Source organism: Enterobacter sp. PI-10 (genome assembly GCF_027947695.1).
Classification (GTDB): Bacteria; Pseudomonadota; Gammaproteobacteria; order Enterobacterales; family Enterobacteriaceae; genus Enterobacter; species Enterobacter vonholyi.
The window spans coordinates 650,977-674,241 of sequence record NZ_JAJNOG010000001.1 but is presented as its reverse complement, the minus strand read 5'-3'; the positions used below and the strand labels follow the sequence as shown (position 1 = coordinate 674,241).

16 protein-coding genes are annotated in these 23,265 nt (G+C 54.0%); 6 read left to right on the top strand and 10 right to left on the bottom strand.

The window, feature by feature from the left end; all coding sequences use genetic code 11:
• Nucleotides 1-220 precede the first annotated feature (220 nt).
• The 8 genes from LRM19_RS03260 to lrp form a co-directional block, all read right to left on the bottom strand.
• Nucleotides 221-1,084, bottom strand: a complete 864-nt coding sequence (locus tag LRM19_RS03260) for a dimethyl sulfoxide reductase anchor subunit family protein (RefSeq protein WP_271367464.1) — start codon at nucleotides 1,082-1,084, stop codon at nucleotides 221-223.
• A gap of 1 nt (nucleotide 1,085) precedes the next feature.
• Nucleotides 1,086-1,703, bottom strand: coding sequence for a DMSO/selenate family reductase complex B subunit (locus tag LRM19_RS03255; protein ID WP_182410184.1), 618 nt, complete (start codon nucleotides 1,701-1,703; stop codon nucleotides 1,086-1,088).
• 10 nt (nucleotides 1,704-1,713) lie between these two features.
• Complete coding sequence (dmsA, locus tag LRM19_RS03250) at nucleotides 1,714-4,158, bottom strand: dimethylsulfoxide reductase subunit A (RefSeq protein WP_271367462.1); 2,445 nt, start codon at nucleotides 4,156-4,158, stop codon at nucleotides 1,714-1,716.
• A 210-nt stretch (nucleotides 4,159-4,368) separates the two neighbouring features.
• Complete coding sequence (serS, locus tag LRM19_RS03245) at nucleotides 4,369-5,661, bottom strand: serine--tRNA ligase (RefSeq protein WP_008499983.1); 1,293 nt, start codon at nucleotides 5,659-5,661, stop codon at nucleotides 4,369-4,371.
• Nucleotides 5,662-5,753: 92 nt separating this feature from the next.
• Entirely contained in the window at nucleotides 5,754-7,097 is a 1,344-nt protein-coding gene (gene rarA / locus LRM19_RS03240; protein WP_111963921.1) for a replication-associated recombination protein RarA, read from the bottom strand.
• Nucleotides 7,098-7,106: 9 nt separating this feature from the next.
• On the bottom strand, nucleotides 7,107-7,721 hold the full coding sequence (gene lolA / locus LRM19_RS03235) for an outer membrane lipoprotein chaperone LolA (protein WP_021240884.1): 615 nt from the start codon (nucleotides 7,719-7,721) through the stop codon (nucleotides 7,107-7,109).
• 128 nt (nucleotides 7,722-7,849) lie between these two features.
• Complete coding sequence (gene ftsK / locus LRM19_RS03230; RefSeq protein WP_127730253.1) at nucleotides 7,850-11,581, bottom strand: DNA translocase FtsK; 3,732 nt, start codon at nucleotides 11,579-11,581, stop codon at nucleotides 7,850-7,852.
• A 135-nt stretch (nucleotides 11,582-11,716) separates the two neighbouring features.
• On the bottom strand, nucleotides 11,717-12,211 hold the full coding sequence (gene lrp / locus LRM19_RS03225) for a leucine-responsive transcriptional regulator Lrp (protein ID WP_000228469.1): 495 nt from the start codon (nucleotides 12,209-12,211) through the stop codon (nucleotides 11,717-11,719).
• 544 nt (nucleotides 12,212-12,755) lie between these two features.
• On the opposite strand from lrp, the gene trxB reads away from it, so the two are divergent.
• From trxB to infA, 5 genes are all read left to right on the top strand, one after another.
• A complete protein-coding gene (gene trxB, locus LRM19_RS03220) occupies nucleotides 12,756-13,724 on the top strand; it encodes a thioredoxin-disulfide reductase (RefSeq protein WP_032638969.1) in 969 nt (322 codons plus the stop codon).
• 114 nt (nucleotides 13,725-13,838) lie between these two features.
• Complete coding sequence (cydD, locus tag LRM19_RS03215; protein WP_143344886.1) at nucleotides 13,839-15,605, top strand: heme ABC transporter permease/ATP-binding protein CydD; 1,767 nt, start codon at nucleotides 13,839-13,841, stop codon at nucleotides 15,603-15,605.
• The gene (gene cydC / locus LRM19_RS03210) at nucleotides 15,605-17,326 is read left to right on the top strand and encodes a heme ABC transporter ATP-binding protein/permease CydC (RefSeq protein WP_271367451.1); all 1,722 of its coding nucleotides are present in this window, start codon (nucleotides 15,605-15,607) and stop codon (nucleotides 17,324-17,326) included. Before cydD ends, cydC begins: the two co-directional genes overlap by 1 nt.
• 45 nt (nucleotides 17,327-17,371) lie before the next feature.
• Nucleotides 17,372-18,076 (top strand): leucyl/phenylalanyl-tRNA--protein transferase, encoded by a 705-nt coding sequence (gene aat / locus LRM19_RS03205; protein WP_111963917.1) that lies wholly within the window; start codon nucleotides 17,372-17,374, stop codon nucleotides 18,074-18,076.
• Between the two features lie 284 nt (nucleotides 18,077-18,360).
• Complete coding sequence (gene infA, locus LRM19_RS03200) at nucleotides 18,361-18,579, top strand: translation initiation factor IF-1 (protein ID WP_002211347.1); 219 nt, start codon at nucleotides 18,361-18,363, stop codon at nucleotides 18,577-18,579.
• Nucleotides 18,580-18,774: 195 nt separating this feature from the next.
• Here infA and LRM19_RS03195 read toward each other — a convergent pair whose 3' ends face one another.
• A complete protein-coding gene (locus LRM19_RS03195) occupies nucleotides 18,775-20,301 on the bottom strand; it encodes an aryl-sulfate sulfotransferase (protein ID WP_271367379.1) in 1,527 nt (508 codons plus the stop codon).
• Between the two features lie 22 nt (nucleotides 20,302-20,323).
• Nucleotides 20,324-21,877, bottom strand: a complete 1,554-nt coding sequence (locus tag LRM19_RS03190) for a bifunctional metallophosphatase/5'-nucleotidase (protein WP_271367378.1) — start codon at nucleotides 21,875-21,877, stop codon at nucleotides 20,324-20,326.
• Between the two features lie 92 nt (nucleotides 21,878-21,969).
• Here LRM19_RS03190 and LRM19_RS03185 point away from each other — a divergent pair, with 92 nt between their 5' ends.
• Nucleotides 21,970-23,262, top strand: coding sequence for a hypothetical protein (locus LRM19_RS03185; protein WP_271367375.1), 1,293 nt, complete (start codon nucleotides 21,970-21,972; stop codon nucleotides 23,260-23,262).
• The last annotated feature ends 3 nt before the right edge of the window (nucleotides 23,263-23,265 follow it).

The window sequence follows — 23,265 nt, the reverse complement described above, 5'->3', positions numbered from 1 at the left end:
ACAAAGTCAATCCACTGATTTAGCCGCCTCGCACAATATGTTCCCTGTCGATTTAAAAAACTTATCCTGCTAATGCCACGCCTGCTATAGATATTAATTATGTCTCTGTTTTCATTTATTAATGGGCAAAATTAAAACAAAACGACAGTCGAAAAATTTCATGATCGAAAAAAGGAAAAGCCGGGCACTCAGGCCCGGCTTGATATAACCAAATACAACGTTAACTGGCGATAGCCATACCTACAGTCATATGCAACCCGTAGAACACGCCGCGACCAATCAGTTCACCCGCCAGTACCAGCACAAAAGCCAGTGACAGCAGCGGCAGCGCGGGCTGATAACCTTTGAGCTGAGGAGCAATCCAGAATACCAACGCGGCGACCAGCAGAACGATGCGCCAGGCCATCAGAGCACCGTAGTCCGGTACCAGGGCAGAAGCCTGCTGGATAGAGCTGTGAATGGTTGCCAGTTCTGCACCCTGCATCAGGGCGACCATCGCACTCACCACTAGCGCCAGCAGCGAAACAGCGGGCAACAAACGCATTGCCCACCCGTCTACGCCCGCCACGCGCAGCAGCAGGTAGCCCAGCAGCGGTCCGCCGATAAACATCGTCAGGAAGAAGCTCATTGGCGTCCAGACGCTGTACCAGGTTGGAACGGTATCGATGGTGTTATAGACGCGCACCATCATCCACACGAACACCACGCCCAACACCATGGTCACGATTAGCCACAGGCTGCGCAGACCCGCAGGCAATTTTTTCATGGCGGCCAGCAGCCAGCCCAGCCCACCGACGGCAAAGAAAATTGCTCCGCTGGCAATCTCGTTACTGAGGGATGAGGCACCCACGCGGTTCAGGGAGTTAAACGCGCGCATAGGCGAACCCAGGTGAAGCGTAGAGGCGATAAACCCAATCCCCATCAGCACCCACAGGCCAAACATGCTCAACACTAAACGCTGCTGCTGTTCAGCATTGATGCGACCTTTCAACAGCGCCAGCGCGAGCACAATGAAACCACCCGCCACGCACTGACCAAAGACCGTGAAGATCATCAGCGGCCATTCATGCCATCCACTTCCCATCTCACACCTCCTTCGGATTTGCCAGGTAGCCGGTGGTGTCCCCTGTAGGACGGCTGTTGGCGTTAGGTTTAATCACAATGCTCGGCTTCGTGAAGTGCGCAGACGGCAGCGGCGCCACGGCAGCGAGCTGCCCGTGTTTTTGACGCAGCTCTTCAATCGGACCGAAGTCCAGCGCGCGCAGCGGGCAGGACTCGACGCAAATCGGCTTTTTGCCGTCCGCTATGCGGGTGTGGCAGCCATCGCATTTGGTCATGTGACCTTTAGCGGCATTGTACTGCGGTGCGCCGTACGGACAGGCCATATGGCAGTAGCGACAGCCTATGCAGACATCTTCATCCACCACCACAAAGCCGTCTTCGCGCTTGTGCATCGCTCCGCTCGGACAAACCTTCGTGCAGGCAGGATCTTCACAGTGGTTACAGGCAATTGACAGGTAATAGGCAAAAACGTTCTGATGCCAGACGCCGTTATCTTCCTGCCAGTCCCCCCCGGCGTATTCATAAATACGGCGGAAGCTGACGTCAGGGGTCAGGTCTTTGTAATCTTTACAGGCCAGCTCGCAGGTTTTGCACCCGGTGCAACGGCTGGAATCAATAAAAAATCCATACTGGGTTGTCATCGGCTACTCCTTAAACCTTTTCAACCTGGACAAGGTTTGTGTGGGATGGGTTGCCCTTCGCCAGCGGCGACGGACGCTGCGTGGTCAGTACGTTAATACTGCCAGCCTGGTCGATGCGGTTTGCATCAGGGCTATACCAGGCCCCTTCCCCCAGCGCCACCACGCCTGGCATCATGCGCGGCGTCACTTTGGCTTCAATGTGAACCTCGCCGCGACCGTTGAAGATCCGCACGCGATCGCCATTGCTGATACCTCGCGCTTTGGCATCCATCGGGTTGATCCACATCTCCTGTCGGCAGGCGGCTTTCAGCACGTCGACGTTACCGTAGGTACAGTGAACACGCGCTTTGTAGTGGAAGCCGGTCAGCTGCAGCGGGAATTTCGCCGTCAGCGGATCGTTGTAGTTTTCAAAGCCCGGCGTGTAGATCGGCAGCGGATCGATAACGTCCCCTTCCGGCAGTTCCCAGGTTGACGCAATTTTTGCCAACTCTTCGGAATAGATTTCTATTTTGCCCGACGGCGTGGTCAGCGGGTTCGCCTGCGGATCTTCACGGAACGCTTTGTACGCCACGTGGTGCCCTTCCGGATCGCGCTGTTTGTACATCCCCTGCTTGCGGAAGGTGTCAAAGTCCGGCAGGTCAGGAATCGCCCTACGGGAGAGTTCATGCAGATGGCGCATCCACCCTTCCTGAGTCCGTCCCTCGGTAAACTGCTGCTCAACGCCAAGACGTTTCGCCAGCTCGGAGGTCATCTCATAAATGGTTTTGCACTCAAAGCGCGGTTTAATCGCCTGGTCAGTAAAAATCACGTAGGACATGTTGCCGCAGGATGCATCCAGCGCGAAATCCATCTGCTCAGAGGCGGTGCAGTCCGGCAGCAGGATATCGGCATATTTCGCCGAAGAGGTCATGTGGCAGTCGATCACCACAATCATCTCGCACTTCTTGTCGTCCTGCAGGATTTCATGGGTACGGTTGATTTCTGAATGCTGGTTGATGAGGCAGTTACCGGCATAGTTCCAGATCATCTTGATCGGCACGTCCAGCTTGTCCTTGCCGCGCACGCCGTCGCGCAGGGCGGTCATTTCCGGGCCGCGTTCAATCGCATCGGTCCACATAAACATGGAGATGCTGGTCTGAACCGGGTTATCCAGCGTCGGCATACGTTCGAACGGCACTTCATATGAACCTTCACGCGCGCCGGTGTTACCGCCGTGAATGCCGACGTTGCCGGTCAGAATGGAGAGCATGGAGATGGCACGGGTCGCGATTTCGCCGTTCGCATGACGCTGCGGACCCCAGCCCTGGCTGATATAGGCCGGTTTGGCTGAACCAATTTCACGCGCCAGCTGAACGATACGCTCAGCCGGGATGCCGGTGATGGTGGACGCCCACTCCGGCGTTTTCGCCACGCCGTCGCTGCCCTGTCCGAGAATATACGCCTTGTAGTGACCGTTTGCCGGCGCGCTGGCTGGCAGAGTTTTCTCGTCATAGCCGACGCAGTATTTATCCAGGAAAGGCTGATCGACAAGATTCTCAGTGATCATCACCCACGCCAGGGCGGAGACCAGCGCCGCGTCGGTCCCCGGACGAATGGGGATCCACTCGTCTTCACGTCCGGCGCCGGTGTCGGTGTAGCGTGGGTCGATGATGATCATGCGGGCATTGGATTTGGCGCGGGCCTGTTCGAGGTAGTAGGTTACCCCACCGCCGCTCATGCGCGTTTCACCCGGGTTATTGCCGAACAGCACCACCAGCTTACTGTTTTCGATATCAGACGGGCTGTTTCCGTCCGCCCAGCCGCCATAGGTGTAGTTCAGGCCAGCAGCAATCTGCGCCGATGAGTAGTCACCATAGTGATTGAGATAACCGCCGCAGCAGTTCATCAGGCGCGCCACCAGCGTTTTACCCGGTGGCCAGGAACGGGTCAGCGTGCCGCCAAGCGTCCCGGTACCGTAGTTCAGGTAGATGGATTCGTTGCCGTACTCTTTAATCAAACGCTGCATGTTAGTGGCAATGATATCGTAGGCTTCATCCCAGCTAATCCGCTCGAACTTCCCTTCCCCACGCTTACCGACGCGCTTCATCGGGTATTTCAGGCGGTCAGGATTATAGACGCGACGACGCATGGAGCGACCGCGCAGGCAGGCACGGACCTGATGTAACCCTTCGTAGTTATCGTCCCCGGTATTGTCGGTTTCGACATATTTAATTTCACCATCCACCACATGCATACGCAGCGGACAACGGCTACCGCAGTTGACGGTACAGGCACTCCACACCACTTTTTCCGGGGAAGTGGCCGGAGACAGAGCATCAGCCGCCGACGCCAGTCGGGTAAAGGGGAGCGTGAAGGCACTGCTGGCTACGGCCAGGCCGCCTATAGCCGTGGTTTTCATCAAACCACGGCGAGTGACCTCGGCAGCCATTAATGCTTCAGGCGCGTTGATTTTCATAGAGACTCACTTTGGTTGCTCACAAAGAAAAGAGAGGCGGCGCAAACCGCTATGTAGTTTTATATATAACAAATATTTTCGTTATCAGCGTTTTATGCTGACTTTCATTCGGAGGAGTATTACTACTTTAGAGGGAGGGGGTATTGCGTCGTATCAATTCATAAGCATAAAAAAAGCGCCCTGAGGCGCTTTTTTGTTTTAAGACAAATATTAACCGATGTACTGCTGGCCTTTCATGTATGGACGCAGCACTTCAGGGATCTCGATACGACCGTCTGCCTGCTGATAGTTTTCCAGCACGGCAACCAGGGTACGACCCACAGCCAGACCAGAACCGTTCAGGGTATGTACCAGACGGGTTTTCTTGTCAGATTTGCTGCGGCAGCGTGCCTGCATGCGGCGCGCCTGGAAATCCCAGACGTTAGAGCAGGAGGAGATTTCACGGTAGGTGTTCTGCGCAGGCACCCACACTTCCAGATCGAAGGTTTTGCAGGCGCCAAAGCCCATATCACCGGTACACAGAGCCATACGACGGTACGGCAGACCCAGCAGCTCCAGAACCTTCTCCGCGTGGCCGGTCATCTCTTCCAGCGCGTCCATAGATTCTTCTGGACGAACGATCTGCACCATCTCAACTTTGTCGAACTGGTGCATACGGATCAAACCGCGCGTGTCGCGACCGTAAGAACCAGCTTCAGAACGGAAGCACGGTGAATGTGCCGTCAGTTTGATCGGCAGATCGTCTTCGTCGATGATCTCATCACGCACGAGGTTAGTCAGCGGCACTTCCGCAGTTGGGATCAGCGCGTAGTTGCTACTGTCTGCTTCTTCGTCCAGCGGGCGGGTATGGAACAGGTCGCCGGCAAATTTCGGCAGCTGGCCCGTACCGTACAGCGTATCGTGGTTGACCAGATACGGCACGTAGGTTTCGCTGTAGCCATGCTGCTCGGTGTGCAGATCCAGCATGAACTGCGCCAGCGCGCGGTGCAGATGGGCAATCTGGCCTTTCATCACCACGAAGCGAGAACCTGTCAGCTTAACCGCTGCCGCAAAGTCCAGGCCCGCGTGCATTTCGCCCAGCGTCACGTGATCGCGTACTTCGAAGTCAAACTCACGAGGCGTACCCCAGCGCTTCACTTCAACGTTGTCGTTTTCATCTTTGCCGACAGGCACGCTGTCGTCAGGAATATTCGGGATAGCCAGGGCAATATCACGAATCTCGGCCTGAAGAACGTCCAGCTCAGCTTTCGCCTGATCCAGTTCTTCACCCAGCTTGTTCACTTCCAGGCGTAATGGCTCAATATCTTCCCCGCGCGCTTTCGCCTGGCCGATGGATTTCGATCGAGAGTTACGCTCTGCCTGCAGATTTTCAGTTTGTACCTGCAGTACTTTACGACGCTCTTCAAGAGCGCGTAGCTTATCTACATCCAGCTTAAAGCCCCGGCGTGCCAGTTTTTCAGCGACTGCGTCTGGCTCATTACGCAGCAGATTGGGATCGAGCATGCTTATCCTGTGCTTATCGAATTAAAATAGGAAAATGTGACCACAGCCTGCGGCCACAAGGATACTACGCCAACATTACCGCAACGATTGAACTAACGGTAGCGTTTTATAGGGCTATTTTGATCCTGTCCGGCGAGCCAGGTGAGCTTTTCACCAATCTTGCCTTCAAGACCTCTGTTTGTGGGGCGATAATAGCGCGTTTGTGCCATCTCCTGCGGGAAATATTCCTCCCCTGCGGCGTAGGCATTGGGTTCATCATGAGCGTAGCGGTACTCCTGCCCATACCCCATCTCTTTCATCAGTTTGGTCGGTGCATTACGCAAATGAACCGGAACATCGTAGTCCGGACGTTCACGCGCATCCGACATCGCCGCTTTAAACGCGGTATAAACCGCATTGCTTTTCGGCGCGCAGGCCAGATAAACAATAGCCTGCGCGATGGCACGTTCGCCCTCCGCGGGTCCAACGCGGGTGAAGCAGTCCCAGGCCGACAGCGCAACCTGCATAGCGCGAGGATCGGCATTGCCAACATCTTCAGACGCAATCGCCAGACAGCGGCGCGCGACATATAACGGATCGCCGCCCGCAGTGATAATGCGCGCGTACCAGTAAAGCGCCGCATCCGGCGCGCTGCCGCGTACCGACTTATGCAGCGCCGAGATCAGGTCGTAAAAACGGTCGCCTTTATTGTCGAAACGGGCGCTGCGTTCACCAGCAATTTCGGTGAGCAATTCCGGTTTAAGCACCCGCTTCCCGGCATCGTCGACTTCGGCCATATCGGCCATCATTTCCAGCGTATTCAGCGCCCGACGCGCATCGCCGTTGACCAGCTCCGCGATCGCACGACGCGTGTCGTCGGGCAGAACGATATCCTGCCCGCCGTAGCCGCGCGCTTTGTCGTCCATCGCCTGGGTGAGAACCTTTTCAATATCCTCGGTAGTCAGCGATTTGAGCAGATAAACGCGCGCGCGGGAGAGTAGCGCCGAGTTCAGTTCAAACGACGGATTCTCGGTGGTCGCGCCGATGAAGAAGATCGTGCCGTCTTCAATATGCGGCAGGAAGGCATCCTGCTGGCTTTTGTTGAAGCGGTGGACTTCGTCCACGAAGAGGATGGTGCGCCGCCCGGCATTGCGGTTCTGCCGCGCACGCTCGATCGCCTCACGGATCTCCTTCACGCCGGAGGTCACCGCCGAGATGCGTTCAACGTCCGCGTTGGCATAGCGGGCGATCACTTCTGCAAGCGTGGTCTTGCCGGTGCCAGGGGGCCCCCAGAGGATCATGGAGTGAAGATGCCCGGCCTCAATGGCGCGTGGCAATGGCTTACCGGCAGCAAGCAGGTGCTGCTGGCCGATGTACTGCGCTAAATTTTCTGGCCGCATACGGGCGGCCAGAGGTTGAAACGCGTTATCTGAAAAATCGAGCGACAGATTGCCCACTCACGCCTCTTACTTATTGCGTTGGTCGTCCACCGTCACGCCCTTCGGCGGGGTAAAGGTGAATTTCGATGCATCAACGGCGCCGTTCTGCTGAGATTTAAGCTGGTAGCTGCTGCGCTGATCGTCCTGCTCAACCGCGCCGAACTGATTAATGGTACCGTTGGTGCTCACGTTAATGGTGAACTGCTTCAGGTTGCCGTTGCTGCCTTTCGGCGTCAGGACAAACTCGTCACCCGTCTGTTTAATATTGTACTGCTGCCAGTCGCTGGCCTGGTTACGGGCAATCAGCATAAACGGCGTATTGCTGGTGGCATCTTTCAGCCAGGTCGCAGTAGCCTGCTCAACGAACGGGTTGTAGAACCATAAGGTTTTACCGTCAGACACCAGGATGCTCTCATCCGGCTGGGTCATGTGCCAGTTGAACAGATTTGGGCGTTTTACCCACAAATCTCCCTGGCCTTCCTGCACCGCGTTGCCGCTGCCGTCCGTCACTTTTTGCGTGAAGCTGGCGTGGAAGCTGCTTACTTTATCCAGTCGGCTTTTAAGGTCGCTGGCTGCATCAGCCCAGACGCTGCTGGCAACAAAACTGGTGAGTAATGCACAGGCGATGGCGATTTTTTTCATTGTTATTCCTTAAAATACGTCTTCCCGATATGGGATTTCCGTCTTCTATTCTGGACCTGCCCGAAGGCAGGCGACAGAAGAAAATGCTTAATTTTGGCTGATTTACCCTTCTTTGCAAACGCTGAAGGTTAATCAAACGGCGGCGGCGCCAGCACCTCGCGGTTACCGTTATGCCCCTGCTCGCTCACAATGCCCTGCGCTTCCATCTGCTCGATGATACGCGCTGCGCGGTTATAGCCGATGCGGAATTGACGCTGCACGCCTGAGATGGACGCTTTGCGTTTTTCGGTAACGAAGTTAACCGCCTGATCGAATAACGGATCCAGCTCTTCACCACCGTCGAAGCCACCGCCGCCGCCTTCGCTTTCCGTATCGCTGGTAATGCCGTCAATATATTGTGGACGACCGCGCGCTTTCCAGTCCTGCACGACAGCGTGAACTTCCTCGTCGCGGACAAACGCACCGTGAACACGCACCGGAGAAGTGGAGTTCGGGCCGGAATAGAGCATGTCCCCCATTCCCAGCAGCGACTCTGCGCCGCCCTGATCAAGAATGGTACGGGAGTCAATTTTGCTTGATACGGTAAAGGCGATACGCGTCGGAATGTTCGCTTTGATAAGACCAGTGATAACGTCCACGGAAGGACGCTGGGTCGCCAGCACAAGGTGAATACCCGCCGCACGCGCTTTCTGCGCCAGACGGGCAATCAGCTCTTCCACTTTCTTACCAACGGTCATCATCAGGTCAGCGAATTCATCGACCAGCACGACGATATAAGGCAGTTTTTCCAGCACCGGATGCTGGGCATCCATGCTGTCACCCGGCTTCCAGTAAGGATCCGGGATCGGACGTCCCATACGCACAGCCTGGGCGATTTTCTCGTTATAACCGGCCAGATTACGTACGCCCAACGCCGACATCAGCTTATAGCGACGCTCCATCTCATTGACGCTCCAGCGCAGGGCGTTGGCGGCGTCTTTCATGTCGGTGACCACTTCGGTCAGCAGATGCGGGATGCCTTCGTAGACCGAAAGTTCGAGCATTTTCGGGTCGATCATGATGAAACGCACATCTTCCGGCTGCGCTTTATAGAGCATGCTGAGGATCATGGCGTTCACACCGACAGACTTACCGGAACCGGTAGTACCCGCGACCAGCAGGTGAGGCATTTTTGCGAGGTCTGCCACCACCGGATCGCCAGCGATATCTTTACCCAGCACCACGGTCAGCGGGGATGGGTTATCGCGGAATTTGGTGTTATCCAGCACTTCACGCAGGTAGACGGTCTGACGTTTCTTGTTCGGCAGCTCAAGACCAACGTAAGGTTTGCCCGGTATCACTTCCACCACACGTACCGCAACGGTCGACAAGGAACGCGCCAGGTCGCGGGACAGGTTAGAAATACGCGCGGCTTTAACGCCTGGCGCCAGGTTCAGTTCAAAACGGGTGATAACAGGGCCCGGCGAGTAGTTCACCACGTCAGCCTTGATACGGAAGTCGGCCAGACGGGCTTCCACCAGACGCGCCATCTGCTCCAGCGCGAAGGTATCGACGGGTTCCACTTCCGACGGCGGCGGCGTTAACAGATCCAGAGACGGCAGCGGCGTGCTTGGACGCTGCAGCGGACGGCTGTCACCGTTACGCATCAGCAGCGGGTGAATCAGGCTCTCCTGCGGCTGAGGCGCAGGCTGCTGGAACTGCGGCGGCTGCGGTTGCTGAACTGGTTGTTGCGGTTGCGCATATGGCTGCTGAACGGGCTGCTGCGGCTGCGCATACGGCTGATGAACAGGTTGTTGCGGCTGTGCATAGGCCTGTGGTGCTGGCTGCTGGCGCACAGGCTCAACTTCCGGCATCACGCTCGGGGTAAATAAAGGCTCGCTCGGGCCATCATCCACCAGATCCTTCATCGGCGAGAATTCAAAATCAGACAGTGAGAACGGATTTGCACCAGCCGGTTGTTCACCGGAATAACGCTGCTGCTGGGTGGCGGCGAACTGGCGCGCTAATTCCGCTTCTGCAGCGTCATCTTCGTCTTCAGGCACAGGTTCATCGTGCTGATATTCTTCACCGTAGCGTTGATTCTGCTGCGCGGCGAACTGGCGGGCCAGCTCGTCCTGCTGCATCTCATCGGCGTCATCTTCGTACTCAGGCTCTCGCGCTTTCTCTTCTGCCATGCGCTGGGAAGGCAGCTTGATACCATAAGAGGCAAGTTCACGACGGGTTGGTACGCGAACGCGGTTAGGACGAGGCAGTTGCGGACCAATCCCCTCCTTCACCTGAGGACGTGGCGCGCCCCCTGTTGCCAGGCTAAAGACAGGTGCAGCCACGGCAGCGGCCGCGGTAGCCTGCTTCACGCTTTCCGCTACGGGTGCAACTACAGGTGTCGGGTCGACCGGTGGAACTGGGACAGAAGGCGCTTTCGTCACCGGCTCCTGCACCGGTTCAGGCACAGGCTGATACCAGGCGGCCAGCTGTTCGCGTTCACGCGCGCGGCGCTCTTCGACTTCTTCAAAATAGTACAGCGGTGGACGGGCTGGCTTCACCTCTTCCACGATTTCAGGTTCAGGCTGCGGCGCTACATGAGGCTGCACAGGTTCAACCGGTTCAGGCACATACTCCTGATACGGCTGGGCCACAGGCTGTTCAAAGTGAGGGTAATCTTGCGGTTCATACGCAGGCTGCGGCGGCTGATATGGCTGCTGCCACTGCTCCTGCTGCACAGGGACATAGCTCTCTGGTTCAGGCGCGATAACGGGCTCCGGCGTGTGAACACCGGGAGCAGTCTGCCAGTCAACCTGAGGTTGCTGAATAACGGATTCCGGTGGCGAAACCGGCGCGGATGGCATCACGGCGTCGACAGGCGCGGCATACGCCTGCGCTGCGGTTGTCGCGGCTGCGGCTGCCGCAACCGGTTCAGTGACCGAGTGACCGTTTAACAGCGGGTCGTATTCGTCAAAGTCCCCGGGCGTGGCCCGGCTGCCAGAGAAGAGCACATCGTCAGGATCGACTGCGACACCCGCAGCGCGATACGCCACCTGCTCGTCTTCGTCCATGCGTTTACCGGAGAAGAGCGCCGCATCGGTTTTACGACCTAGCGGGTTGGCAAACTTCTCAGCAACACGCTGACGACGCGCCAGCGCGCCGCGCAGAATACGCGCACGACGAGATTCGCGACGCTGCACAGGCGCGTCATCTTCCTCTTCATCTTCGTACTCGTCTTCATCAATCCACGTATCGTCACGGCGGGTACGGTTGCTGGCGAAGGTCAGAATGGTGAGGATAAAACTACCAATTTTCTCGGCAATGCTCACCCATGACCAGCCGGTAAACAGCGTTAGCCCGGCCGCCCAAATGCACAGCAGCGCCAGCGTGCCGCCGCTGCTGTGCAGCATCGGCTGTAGCGCAGAACTGAGTAAGCTGCCGATTACACCGCCAGAGGCGAAGTACCAGATATCATCCGCATTGATTGCCGCCAGCCCGCACGAAGTAAGGATCAGCGCCAGCGCGCCAATCAGGCGCAGCGACACGGCGAAATAGTCGATGTAATCATCGTTCTGACGATGACGCCACGCAAACCAGCATCCGCCAATGATAATAACGGGGAGGGTGTAGGCCATCACACCGAAAATGAAAAACAGCGTATCCGCCAGCCAGGCACCAGGGACACCGCCTAAATTATGGATAGGCTCATGCCATGCAGTTTGTGACCAGCTGGGATCTGAAGGATTAAAACTGAATAAGGCTGCCATCAGCCAGACGGCAAAAAGGGCAATAACAATCAGCAAAGCCTCGAGGAGACGACGTCCGCTGCTTAGCTTCGATAGTGTGACTTCTTTGTCTTCAGTGTATTCCTGGCTCAAAAAAGGCTCTCCAGGTATCAGGCATATCCTGCCTTTTTGCTAAAACGGACAACAGCGCCGGGACTACCCGGCACTGTTGCTGTATGGATTAACAGGAGTGTAATCAAACTACGCTGATTTTGCACCTGTTCCGTGTTAGCGCGTCTTAATAACCAGACGATTGCTCTGTTTGACCTCTTCCATCACCACATATGTACGGGTGTCGTTCACGCCTGGCAGACGCAGCAGGGTTTCCCCCAGCAGCTTACGGTAGGCGGACATATCAGGCACTCGGGTTTTCAACAGGTAGTCGAAATCACCGGATACCAGATGACACTCTTGAATTTCTTCAAGTTTTTGTACAGCGGCGTTGAATTGTTCAAACACATCCGGCGCACCACGATTCAGAGTAATCTCAACAAATACCAGAAGTGAGGCATCCAGATAATGCGGGTTCAACAGAGCAGTGTAGCCCTGAATGAAACCCTGTCTTTCCAGTCGGCGCACACGCTCAAGGCACGGCGTCGGGGAAAGTCCCACACGTTTTGAAAGCTCGACGTTGGAAATACGCCCATCCTTTTGCAATTCATTAAGAATGTTACGATCGATACGGTCGAGATCTTTGCCAGGGCGCTTCTTGCTATCTACCATTATTATTGTCTCTCTGTATTCCTTCCCTACTCCTGCCTGGACCCTGTGCACATCACTGTTCAGAGCCTGTACCCGTTAGTCATCACATCGCCTGATTATGTAATAGACGCGATGCGGATTCGGGTTCTGTTGGTAAGAAGACCGTTGCCCGAAGGCTGTCACCGACATCACGTATGGCGTCTGTCCACGCCATGCGTAGATTTCACTGACCCGGTAAAAATGGCATTTACGTGCATGCCTATGCGGCATACGGTTAACGCGGTTTTTTTTCTTCCTTGAATGTTTTCGCAAAAGCGCAGGGGATTGTCAAAGCAAAACATCGTTTTTTAGTACAACATGCCGGATATTCATTACGGCAGGGTATTAATCCTCATTTTATTGCCTTAGAAACGACCGCTTTTATCGAGAAAGCGTGAGGTTATCGCGCGCTATTCATCGTCCATGGCTATTACACAGATTGATATCAAAATTGCTGCGCTCTTTTTTTACGGCAACAAATTCCCTACAATCCAGCCAAATGTCTGCCAACAACAATGGGGATCTCATGGGCACGGCCAAACACAGTAAGCTGCTAATCCTTGGTTCTGGACCTGCGGGATATACCGCAGCGGTCTATGCTGCACGCGCTAACCTGCACCCGGTACTCATCACCGGTATGGAAAAAGGCGGTCAGCTGACCACCACCACCGAAGTGGAAAACTGGCCAGGGGACCCGAACGACCTGACCGGGCCGCTGCTGATGGAACGTATGCACGAGCATGCCGCTAAATTCGAAACCGAAATTCTGTTCGACCACATCAATAAGGTCGATCTGCAGAACCGTCCGTTCCGCCTGACGGGCGATAGCGGCGAATACACCTGCGACGCGCTGATCATCGCCACGGGTGCTTCTGCCCGTTACCTCGGTCTGCCATCCGAAGAAGCGTTCAAAGGCCGCGGCGTCTCTGCCTGCGCAACCTGCGACGGTTTCTTCTACCGTAATCAGAAAGTCGCGGTCATCGGCGGCGGCAACACCGCAGTGGAAGAAGCGCTCTATCTGGCAAACATTGCCTCTGAGGTGCACCTGATCCACCGTCGCGAAACCTTCCGCGCGGAGAAGATCCTGATCAAACGTCTGATGGATAAAGTAGCAAGTGGCAACATCGTGCTGCATACCAACCGTACCCTGGAAGAGGTGACGGGAGACCAGATGGGCGTTGCCGGTCTGCGTATCCGTGATACCCAGAACACCGATAACGTTGAAACGCTGGAAGTGGCGGGCCTGTTTGTGGCGATCGGTCACAGTCCGAACACCGCGATCTTCGACGGTCAGCTGGAGCTGGAAAACGGCTACATCAAAGTGCAGTCCGGTATTCACGGTAATGCGACCCAGACCAGCATCCCGGGTGTGTTCGCGGCCGGCGACGTGATGGACCACATTTACCGTCAGGCGATCACCTCAGCGGGTACCGGCTGTATGGCCGCGCTGGACGCTGAACGCTACCTCGATGGACTGGCTGAACAAGGTAAATAATCTTTACAAGTCAGTAACAAACGTAAATAAAGGCGGCGATAAGTCGCCTTTATTGTCTCCCCGTTGTAACATTGCGCTGCCCAACTTCTAATAACGTCACCTGCAAAGTACGCAATGGAAAAAACCCGTCAACAAGAGTTAACACGCTGGCTGAAACAGCAAAGCGTTATTTCCCGCCGCTGGCTTACGATTTCCCGTCTTTTGGGGTTCGTTAGCGGTCTGTTGATTGTTGCCCAGGCATGGCTGCTGGCCCGCATTCTTAATCACATGATCATGGAGAACATTCCGCGCGAAGCGCTCCTGCTGCCCTTTATTGTCCTGATCCTGATTTTTGTTCTGCGCGCCTGGGTGGTATGGCTGCGTGAGCGCGTCGGTTTTCACGCCGGACAGCACATCCGTTACGAAATCCGCCGTCAGGTGCTCGATCGTCTTCAGGAAGCCGGGCCCGCCTGGATCCAGGGTAAACCGGCCGGTAGCTGGGCGACGCTGATCCTTGAGCAGATTGACGATATGCACGACTACTACGCGCGCTATCTGCCACAGATGGCCCTTGCCGTCTTCGTTCCGCTGCTGATCGTTATCGCTATCTTTCCGGTGAACTGGATGGCGGCGCTGATTCTGATGGGAACCGCCCCGCTGATCCCGCTATTTATGGCGCTGGTCGGGATGGGGGCAGCGGATGCCAACCGCCGTAACTTCCTGGCATTGGGTCGCCTGAGTGGCCATTTCCTCGATCGTCTTCGCGGCATGGAGACATTGCGCATCTTTGGCCGCGGTGAAGCGGAAACCGAAAATATTCGCCTGGCGTCGCAGGACTTCCGTCAGCGCACCATGGAAGTCTTACGCCTCGCCTTCTTATCTTCCGGCGTACTGGAATTCTTCACCTCGCTGTCGATTGCCCTCGTGGCGGTCTACTTCGGCTTCTCTTACCTCGGCGCGCTGGATTTCGGCCATTACGGCACGGCGGTGACCCTTTCTGCCGGTTTCCTGGCGCTGATCCTGGCGCCGGAATTTTTCCAGCCGCTTCGCGATCTGGGAACCTTCTATCACGCCAAAGCGCAGGCGGTTGGCGCCGCCGATAGCCTGAAAACGTTTCTGGAAACGCCGCTGGCCCACCCGGAGCGGGGTGACGTAACGCTGAATGCTAAAGATCCGGTGACGATTGAAGCGCAGGACTTTTCCATTCTGTCGCCCGAAGGCAAAGTCCTCGCCGGTCCGCTGAACTTTACCTTACCTGCCGGACAACGCGTGGTGCTCGTCGGCACCAGCGGTTCCGGGAAAAGCTCTCTACTGAACGCGCTATCCGGTTTTATGGCCTACACGGGTTCACTGCGGATCAACAAAACCGAACTGCGCAACCTCGAGCCTGACGCCTGGCGTAAACAGCTCAGTTGGGTAGGACAAAACCCGCAGCTCCCGGCTTCTACGCTGCGTGAAAACGTGCTTCTGGCGCGCCCGGACGCGCGTGAAGATGAGCTGCAATCGGTTCTCGACCGCGCCTGGGTCAGCGAATTTCTGCCTCTGCTGCCGAAAGGGGTGGATACCGTGGTCGGCGATCAGTCCGCCGGGCTGTCGGTCGGGCAGGCGCAGCGCGTGGCCGTTGCCCGAGCGCTGCTTAACCCATGCCAGCTGATGCTGCTGGACGAGCCCGCAGCAAGCCTGGATGCCCACAGCGAGCAGCGCGTAATGGAGGCCCTGAACGCTGCCTCCCGGCAGCAAACCACGCTGATGGTTACCCACCAGCTGGAAGGCATTGCCGACTGGGACCAGATCTGGGTCATGGAGAACGGTCGTATTGTTGAGCAAGGCGATTACGCCTCTCTCGTTGCCGCCCAGGGACCATTTGCCGCCCTGCTGGCGAACCGTCAGGAGGATATCTGATGCGCGCTCTGCTGCCTTATCTTGCGCTCTATAAACGCCATAAATGGATGCTGACGCTGGGGATTGTGCTGGCGATTGTCACGCTGCTCGCCAGCATTGGCCTGCTCACGCTTTCTGGCTGGTTTCTGTCGGCCTCGGCCGTCGCAGGGTTCGCCGGATTATACAGCTTCAACTATATGCTTCCGGCGGCCGGGGTTCGCGGTACCGCCATCACCCGTACTGCCGGACGCTATTTCGAACGCCTGGCGAGCCACGACGCCACCTTCCGCGTGCTGCAGCACCTGCGTATCTACACCTTCAGCAAACTGCTGCCCCTCTCCCCTGCCGGGCTGGCGCGTTTTCGTCAGGGCGAGTTGCTTAACCGCGTGGTGGCGGATGTCGACACGCTGGATCACCTTTATCTGCGCGTAATTTCCCCTATCGTGGGCGCGTTTGTGGTGATTGTGGTGGTCACGCTGGGGCTGTCTGTTCTGGATGTTCCCGTTGCGCTGACGCTGGGCGGGATAATGCTGTTAACGCTTATCGTTCTGCCGCCGCTGTTTTACCGCGCCGGGAAATCCACCGGGGAAAACCTGACTCGTCTGCGTGGGGACTATCGACAGCAGCTGACCTCCTGGCTTCAGGGCCAGGCAGAGCTGACCATTTTTGGTGCCAGCAAGCGCTACCGCGCCCGCATGGAAAGTACGGAGCTAAACTGGCATGAAGCCCAGCGCCGCCAGTCGGAACTGACGGCCTTTTCTCAGGCGCTAATGATGCTAATCGGCGGTGTGGCGGTGATTGCCATGCTGTGGCTGGCTTCCGGCGATATCGGGGGAAATACACAGCCGGGTCCTCTTATTGCCCTTTTCGTTTTCTGTGCGCTGGCCGCATTTGAAGCGCTGGCCCCGGTGACGGGCGCCTTCCAGCACCTGGGTCAGGTAATCGCCTCTGCCCTGCGCATCACCCAGATCGCCGAGCAGGAACCGGAAGTTACGTTCAGTGCCGGGCAGACCGCGGTACCTGAGCAGGTTGCGCTGACGCTTGACGATGTCACCTTCAGCTATGACAAACAGGCACAAAACGCGCTGGAGGGTATCACCCTTTCTGTTAATGCCGAACAGCGGATTGCGATCCTCGGCCGTACCGGCTGCGGTAAATCGACGCTGCTGCAGCTGCTGACCCGCGCCTGGGATCCGCAGCGCGGTCAGATTCGTTTTAATAATACGTCGCTGACTGATTTCAGCGAGCAGGCCCTGCGCAAAACCGTCAGCGTCGTTCCGCAGCGTGTGCATCTGTTTAGCGCCACCCTGCGCGATAACCTGCTGCTGGCAGCCCCAGAGGCCACTGACGATACGCTTCGCGCCGTGCTGGAACAGGTCGGTCTGCATAAGCTACTTGAGGACGATGGATTGAACAGCTGGCTGGGTGAAGGCGGCCGTCAGCTTTCCGGCGGTGAGCTGCGCCGCCTGGCGATTGCACGCGCGCTGCTGCACGATGCGCCGCTGATGCTGCTTGACGAGCCCACCGAAGGGCTTGACGCCACGACCGAGAGCCAAATCCTTGATTTGCTGGCCAATGTCATGACCGGTAAAACCGTCCTGATGGTCACGCACCGCCTGCGCGGACTGGCGAGTTTTGATCGGATAATTGTGATGGACAACGGACACATTATTGAGCAAGGTAGTCACGCAGAGCTGTTGGCGAAACAGGGTCGCTACTACCAGTTTAAACAGCGTCTGTAGACTATATTTGTAGCGTCCTCACTCGCGTACTGGAGTTTTGCTGTCATGCGCCTGGTCCAGCTTTCTCGTCATAACATCGCGTTCCCTTCTCCGGAAGGGGCGCTGCGTGAGCCCAATGGGCTGCTGGCCCTTGGCGGTGACCTCAGTCCTGCTCGACTATTGATGGCATACCAGCGCGGTATCTTCCCCTGGTTTTCTCCCGGCGATCCGATTTTATGGTGGTCTCCCGATCCGCGCGCCGTGCTGTGGCCAGATCAGTTTCACCTGAGCCGCAGCATGAAGCGTTTCCATGCAAAATCACCGTACCGCGTCACCCTTAATCACGCCTTTGGTCAGGTCATTGAAGGCTGTGCCGAAGACCGCTTTGAGGGAACATGGATAACCCGCGATATTATTACCGCCTACCACCAGCTTCATGAGCTTGGCTACGCCCACTCAATCGAGGTGTGGGACGGCGGAGCACTCGTCGGCGGCATGTATGGCGTGGCGCAGGGCACGCTGTTTTGCGGTGAGTCGATGTTCTCCCGCGCGGTTAACGCCTCGAAAACGGCGCTGCTGGTCTTCTGCCAGGCATTTGCCCAGCGCGGCGGACGCCTGATCGATTGTCAGGTGCTCAACGAGCACACGGCCTCTCTCGGTGCCGTTGAGATCCCGCGACGCCAGTACATTGAGCATCTGGATGCCAGCCGTCAGGAGAAGCTCCCCCGCGACTTCTGGATACCGAGAACGCTCTTTATGCCCAATGCCTAAATGTTTTCCGCATATTTTTTGTGAGGGTGTTATAATTATGCCGCAGAGTAGCTTCTGCCTGTTGCCCCGCCGCCGTTTGGGACCCTCGCTTCAGATAACGTCCTGACGTTTATCCTGTTGTCTCCCCTTTACGAATGCGCTTCCTGTTCGGTTGTACCGTGACGCTTGGGCAATGCGCCGAAACTGTTTTGCTGCGTTTTAATCGCGCAATTCTTTACTTAATTGATGAATTTCGGCATTATCTTGCCGGTTCAAAACTTGGTAGTGATACCCCAGAGGATTAGATGGCCAAAGAAGACAATATTGAAATGCAGGGTACCGTACTTGATACGTTGCCTAATACCATGTTTCGCGTAGAGCTGGAAAACGGTCACGTGGTAACTGCGCACATCTCCGGTAAAATGCGCAAAAACTACATCCGCATTTTGACGGGCGACAAAGTGACTGTTGAACTGACCCCGTACGACCTGAGCAAAGGCCGCATTGTCTTCCGTAGTCGCTAATTGTTTTCGCCTGTAATGGCAGATGAATATTAAATAAGGCCGAGATTCTCCCGGCCTTACTTTTTTGTGCTGCAGGCGATTATTTGACCATTCGACTCAGCGTCAGGGCTGTCTGTTCGACAGCAATGCCAGCCACTGAAAGTGACCGACATTAGCAACCGCAATGTCCTTAAATGGCTGTGTCTCGCTATGCTTTCAGCCGTTTGCCACCTGGTAACCTATATTTATCAAAGCATCAAGCTCGTCTTTCGCAAACAACCTTGCCCGATAGCACTCTCCTGGGAACTCGGGATAGCCATCCAGAGTACAAATCAGATCGTAGATTGTGGCAATAATATGGCCTGTCGCATCACTGATAAAGAAAGAGCGAGCGTGGTTGGTGTAGATGCCATAGTAGTCACCATAATCGATTGCAGCCCCCATAAAATCAGTGATTTGAGGAACGCGAGAGGAAGGTAACTGGATAATGCTACCTGTCTGAGTTGCTGTTTTGGCAACCAGATCAACAGCATAGAACATGACCCTTGCAGGATCGGTTTTGTAAACATCAGCCGTTGGATCAAGAGTAATATCACGAGTAACCGCGTTTCCTTCATTATCAACGCAGGAGCGATTATCAAATAGCGAAAGAACGAATTTGCCTTCGGCCTCATTGTTTAACCCAGCAAAAGCGCTATTTTTAGTGACGAATACGGTATGAGCACCATTTTCAAAATTCGTAATACCGGAAGTTTCTATCTGCGTAACGCCCTGCCCCGCTGCGAAACCTGGGTTAAATCCACCAGTATTAATACTCCATAATATCGTACCATCGGCAGGAGAAATACCAAACGTCAGGCCTGCAGAGCGAGTATGGACAACAATCGCTTCAGAGTTTGCTTCACCCTCGGGGATCCAGGAAAGCGAGTTAAGGTGAGCATCGTTTGTCGGGCTATTATTCAGGATCTGCGTATTATCGAATGCACGCGTATAATTTTTTGCCCACAGCATCATGCCTGTCTTTTCATCAAATTTTAAAATTGATGCATCCTGCCTCATCGTATTGGTCGAACGATCCGGGTTATCATTACCAATCATGAAGAGATTACCGGCTGAATCCCAGATCAGATCGTGGGTATTAGCATAGCGGTTGCCATCGCGGTCACGTAAATCAAATTCCAGAATCTCATTGCCTAAAATATCAATTTTAAAAAAACGTCGGCCATACCAGTGTTCATCTTCATCACTGCCGATATAGAAATAACCATTATGCGTTTTTAGCATCTGATTACGATAGGGCTGAGCATAATAGCAACGAAGATCGCCATTTTTGTCGTAACCATCACAATTGGTGGTCATTAACCAACTGTTTCCCCATACGACCGCAAAGTTAGTGGGATCCGTTTGCTCAATATCGATATGGAAAATTGTCGCATCGCGATAGACTTGTTCCTGTGTGCTTACCTGAATGGTTTGATTATAAATTTCCACTCCGCTAAGGTTTTTAAAAACAACCTGCACTTGATTAAGATAGTTTGCGTACAGTCCAATAACCGGAATTTTTATCTCAGGTAGAGAGATAATGTCATTTGATGAATACGTAAAATCTAAACTTGATGCGCTAGTTAATCTTCCCAAAACTGTATAGGAATATGTTACCGCTTCATCAATTATAAACTTCAGATATACTGCAAGCTGGTTATTTGCAGGCGCGAGATCCATTCCAAGATAGGTAATTGCCATGTTGTTCACCTGTTGTTAACTATTACTGTTTAACTTCTTTTACTCGCATCTCATTCACCTGTAGGGGAATGATCTTATTTCCTTTCACCAGATAATCAATAACCGCATCAGAAAGGTTATACCCACCTTTTACCTGTTTGTTCTGACCATCGATAAATGCGGTAAAACCATCGCCCCCAGGGGCAAGGAAACTATTTGTCGCTACGCGATAGGTATCAGTATCTACAATCGGCTTGCCATTAAGCGTAAATAGCACAACGCGGTGCCCAACAGGTTTATGTTGGTCGTATCGCATTTCCAGTCCTTTCGACATCTGCAAAACACCATTTGTAAGTGACGCACCGTGTTCCATAAGATTGCGTAAGGATTTCCCTTTCAAATCCATGACAGTTAGCTCATTTGGAAACGGAAAAGCGCTGATAACATCGCCAAGGGTTATCGGACCGGCATTCAAGTCTGCGCGAAGACCACCTGAATTAGTGAGCGCCAGCTGCGCATCAGGCGCTGCAGCAAGCATTGCATCGGTAAATAAATTTCCAAGTGAAGATGACTCACCATAGGCGCGCGTAAGCGTAACAGGCGTCTCACCAACTTTTTGGCGAACCGTTTCGGACAGTTTTTTATTCCAGGTATCAATAACGCTCTGAGTTGCCGGATCGGGTTTCCATTCATCGGCATACAGGGTTTTAAGTTCGAAACTTTTTATTTTATGGTGATGCGTTTTTAGATCCACATCGAGAACCAGCTTACCGATATCAATCCCCCCACTGTCAGTCGAAAGTACCAACGTGTTGCCTACTTTGAGCGGCTCCACTGTTCCAACATGCGCATGTCCGGTAATCAGAATATCCAGGCCTTTCACCTGCTTCGCCGTCTGAATATCCTTATCAAGGGCGCGCTTCACGTCTGTATTGCCGATACTGGACTGGCGTGCAGGGAAACCTTCATGCATGAGTGCAACGGTAATATCCACTTTTCCACGGAGTTCATCCAGATAATGCTGGAGATATTTCACCTCGTCACGCGCTTCAATCCCCTGACGCATTGACGAAGAAACGGTATCATCGAATGCAAACACGCCGTGCAACCCAATAACCCCAATTTTAATGCCATCCTTTTCGATAATGGTATAAGGATTATTCCAGAAGAGGACATTACTATTTTTATAAAAGACGTTCCCTAACAGTATTGGAAATTTAGCCTGACTGAGCTGTATAAGGGTATTATCCCAACCATGATCGAACTCATGATTGCCGACAGACGCAGCATCAAATGACATTGTATTCATAATATCTATGATTGCCTTCCCTTTTGTCAGGCTACTGATATACGGGCCGGTAAAATAATCCCCAGCATCGAAATAAAAAGTAGCCTTATTGTTTTTCTTTTCTTGCTTAACGTATGTTGCAATATTTGCAAAGCCACCCACAGCTCTTTTTCCCTCTGCAACATAGGGGAGTTTATAAGGCTCAACATGGGCATGCAGATCATTAGTATAAATGACGGTAACGTCCTGCGCTGGACTTAGCGAAGCATATCCCGACAATAATAAAACTGCGATTACTGTTTTTTTCATATTTCAACTCTCTAATTAAAAGAAGAGTTTCATTATCGATTAGCAAAAAACAGATTTTGTGAACTTTCTCACGGCATATAAAAAAGAGAGGCGTGAAAATCATCGACTCACAGAATCAGTTGGTGATATGCATGGAATGCGCTCCAAAAATAGACCTGAATGTTTGTAAAAGCTGGTCATGCCCTAATCTTGGAATACCTGATGCGAGTGATTATGTTGTTCCTGTTTATCGTCTCGGCTACGCTGCTCTTGAATGTCATAAATGTGGCAGCCTTCCGCCCTTGTTTAATAAAAAAGAATGTGACGAGTGGTTCAGACACTTCATGCAACAAAAATTGGGAAATACAGGACAAGGTTGTCCTCGCTGTTTTACAACTCGCATCATTCACTATGGATACACAAAAGCCAGAACCCCACGCCTTCAATGTTGTACCTGCCGCTATGTGTTTACTCCACACTATGACAATGCTCAATGTCAGGATAAAAATATCACCCTTCTTTCCCGGCTCGAACAAGGCGTGCATTCTGGTGAAACGACAAACCAAAGGGTCCTTGCGCAAGCGGTTAACGGGTTCGAGCACGATCTGCATGTTTCATTCCCTGCGCTAACAAGGGTGTCAACGACCACAATGGTTCTACCGTTTCAGGGTCATTCTGCGAGGCAAAAACTGTATGTTGTGATCAGTGCCGATGCTGACTCCGGCAAAATTATTCAAATAACAACCAACTATTGCGACTGGAAGGCAGGCGATTCGTTGCTCTATAAAAGCTCACAGCCCAACCCTTCTGCGATATTACCGTCGAGCGATGTTGATCTTATTCGTGAACAAGAGAAGCAATTTCTGACGCGGAGTCAGTTTGATGAAATTCAGTACGGTAGCGCCGAACTTAAGCGAAACGACCGGGGAAGCATAGTCCGTCCTGTCATAACCATACACAGTCATTTTCAGCGATTAAAACGACGGTTCCCGGGTGTAACCGATCATTATCTCGCGCATGAGTGCGTCTTGCGTGGCGGTGCAATTACGGCCTGGTCAACAGAGGTTCGCCGCGGAAAAACCAATCTGTGGTTTGTGTCTGAAAAGCCTGAAAACGCCATGCTCTCTGAAAAGTCATTTTACCTGACTGGCAGTTGGAAAATGGGATGGTGGAAGAATGTATGGGAGCGCTGGGATAATGGCGAGAGATGCAAGATGATTGGCCTACTAACCGGACAGCAAAGTACAGCGGAACCTGCTTTGATTACGCTTGCACCCTGCACTGCATTTGGTGCCTGGCTGAAAGCCCATCCATGGTCATTACAGTGTCATAACTATGGAGCCCGGGTTGTGAGCCAGCATTTAGTGGGTCTTGGCTGTATTTATAACCAAAAATTGATTCTGTGAGCC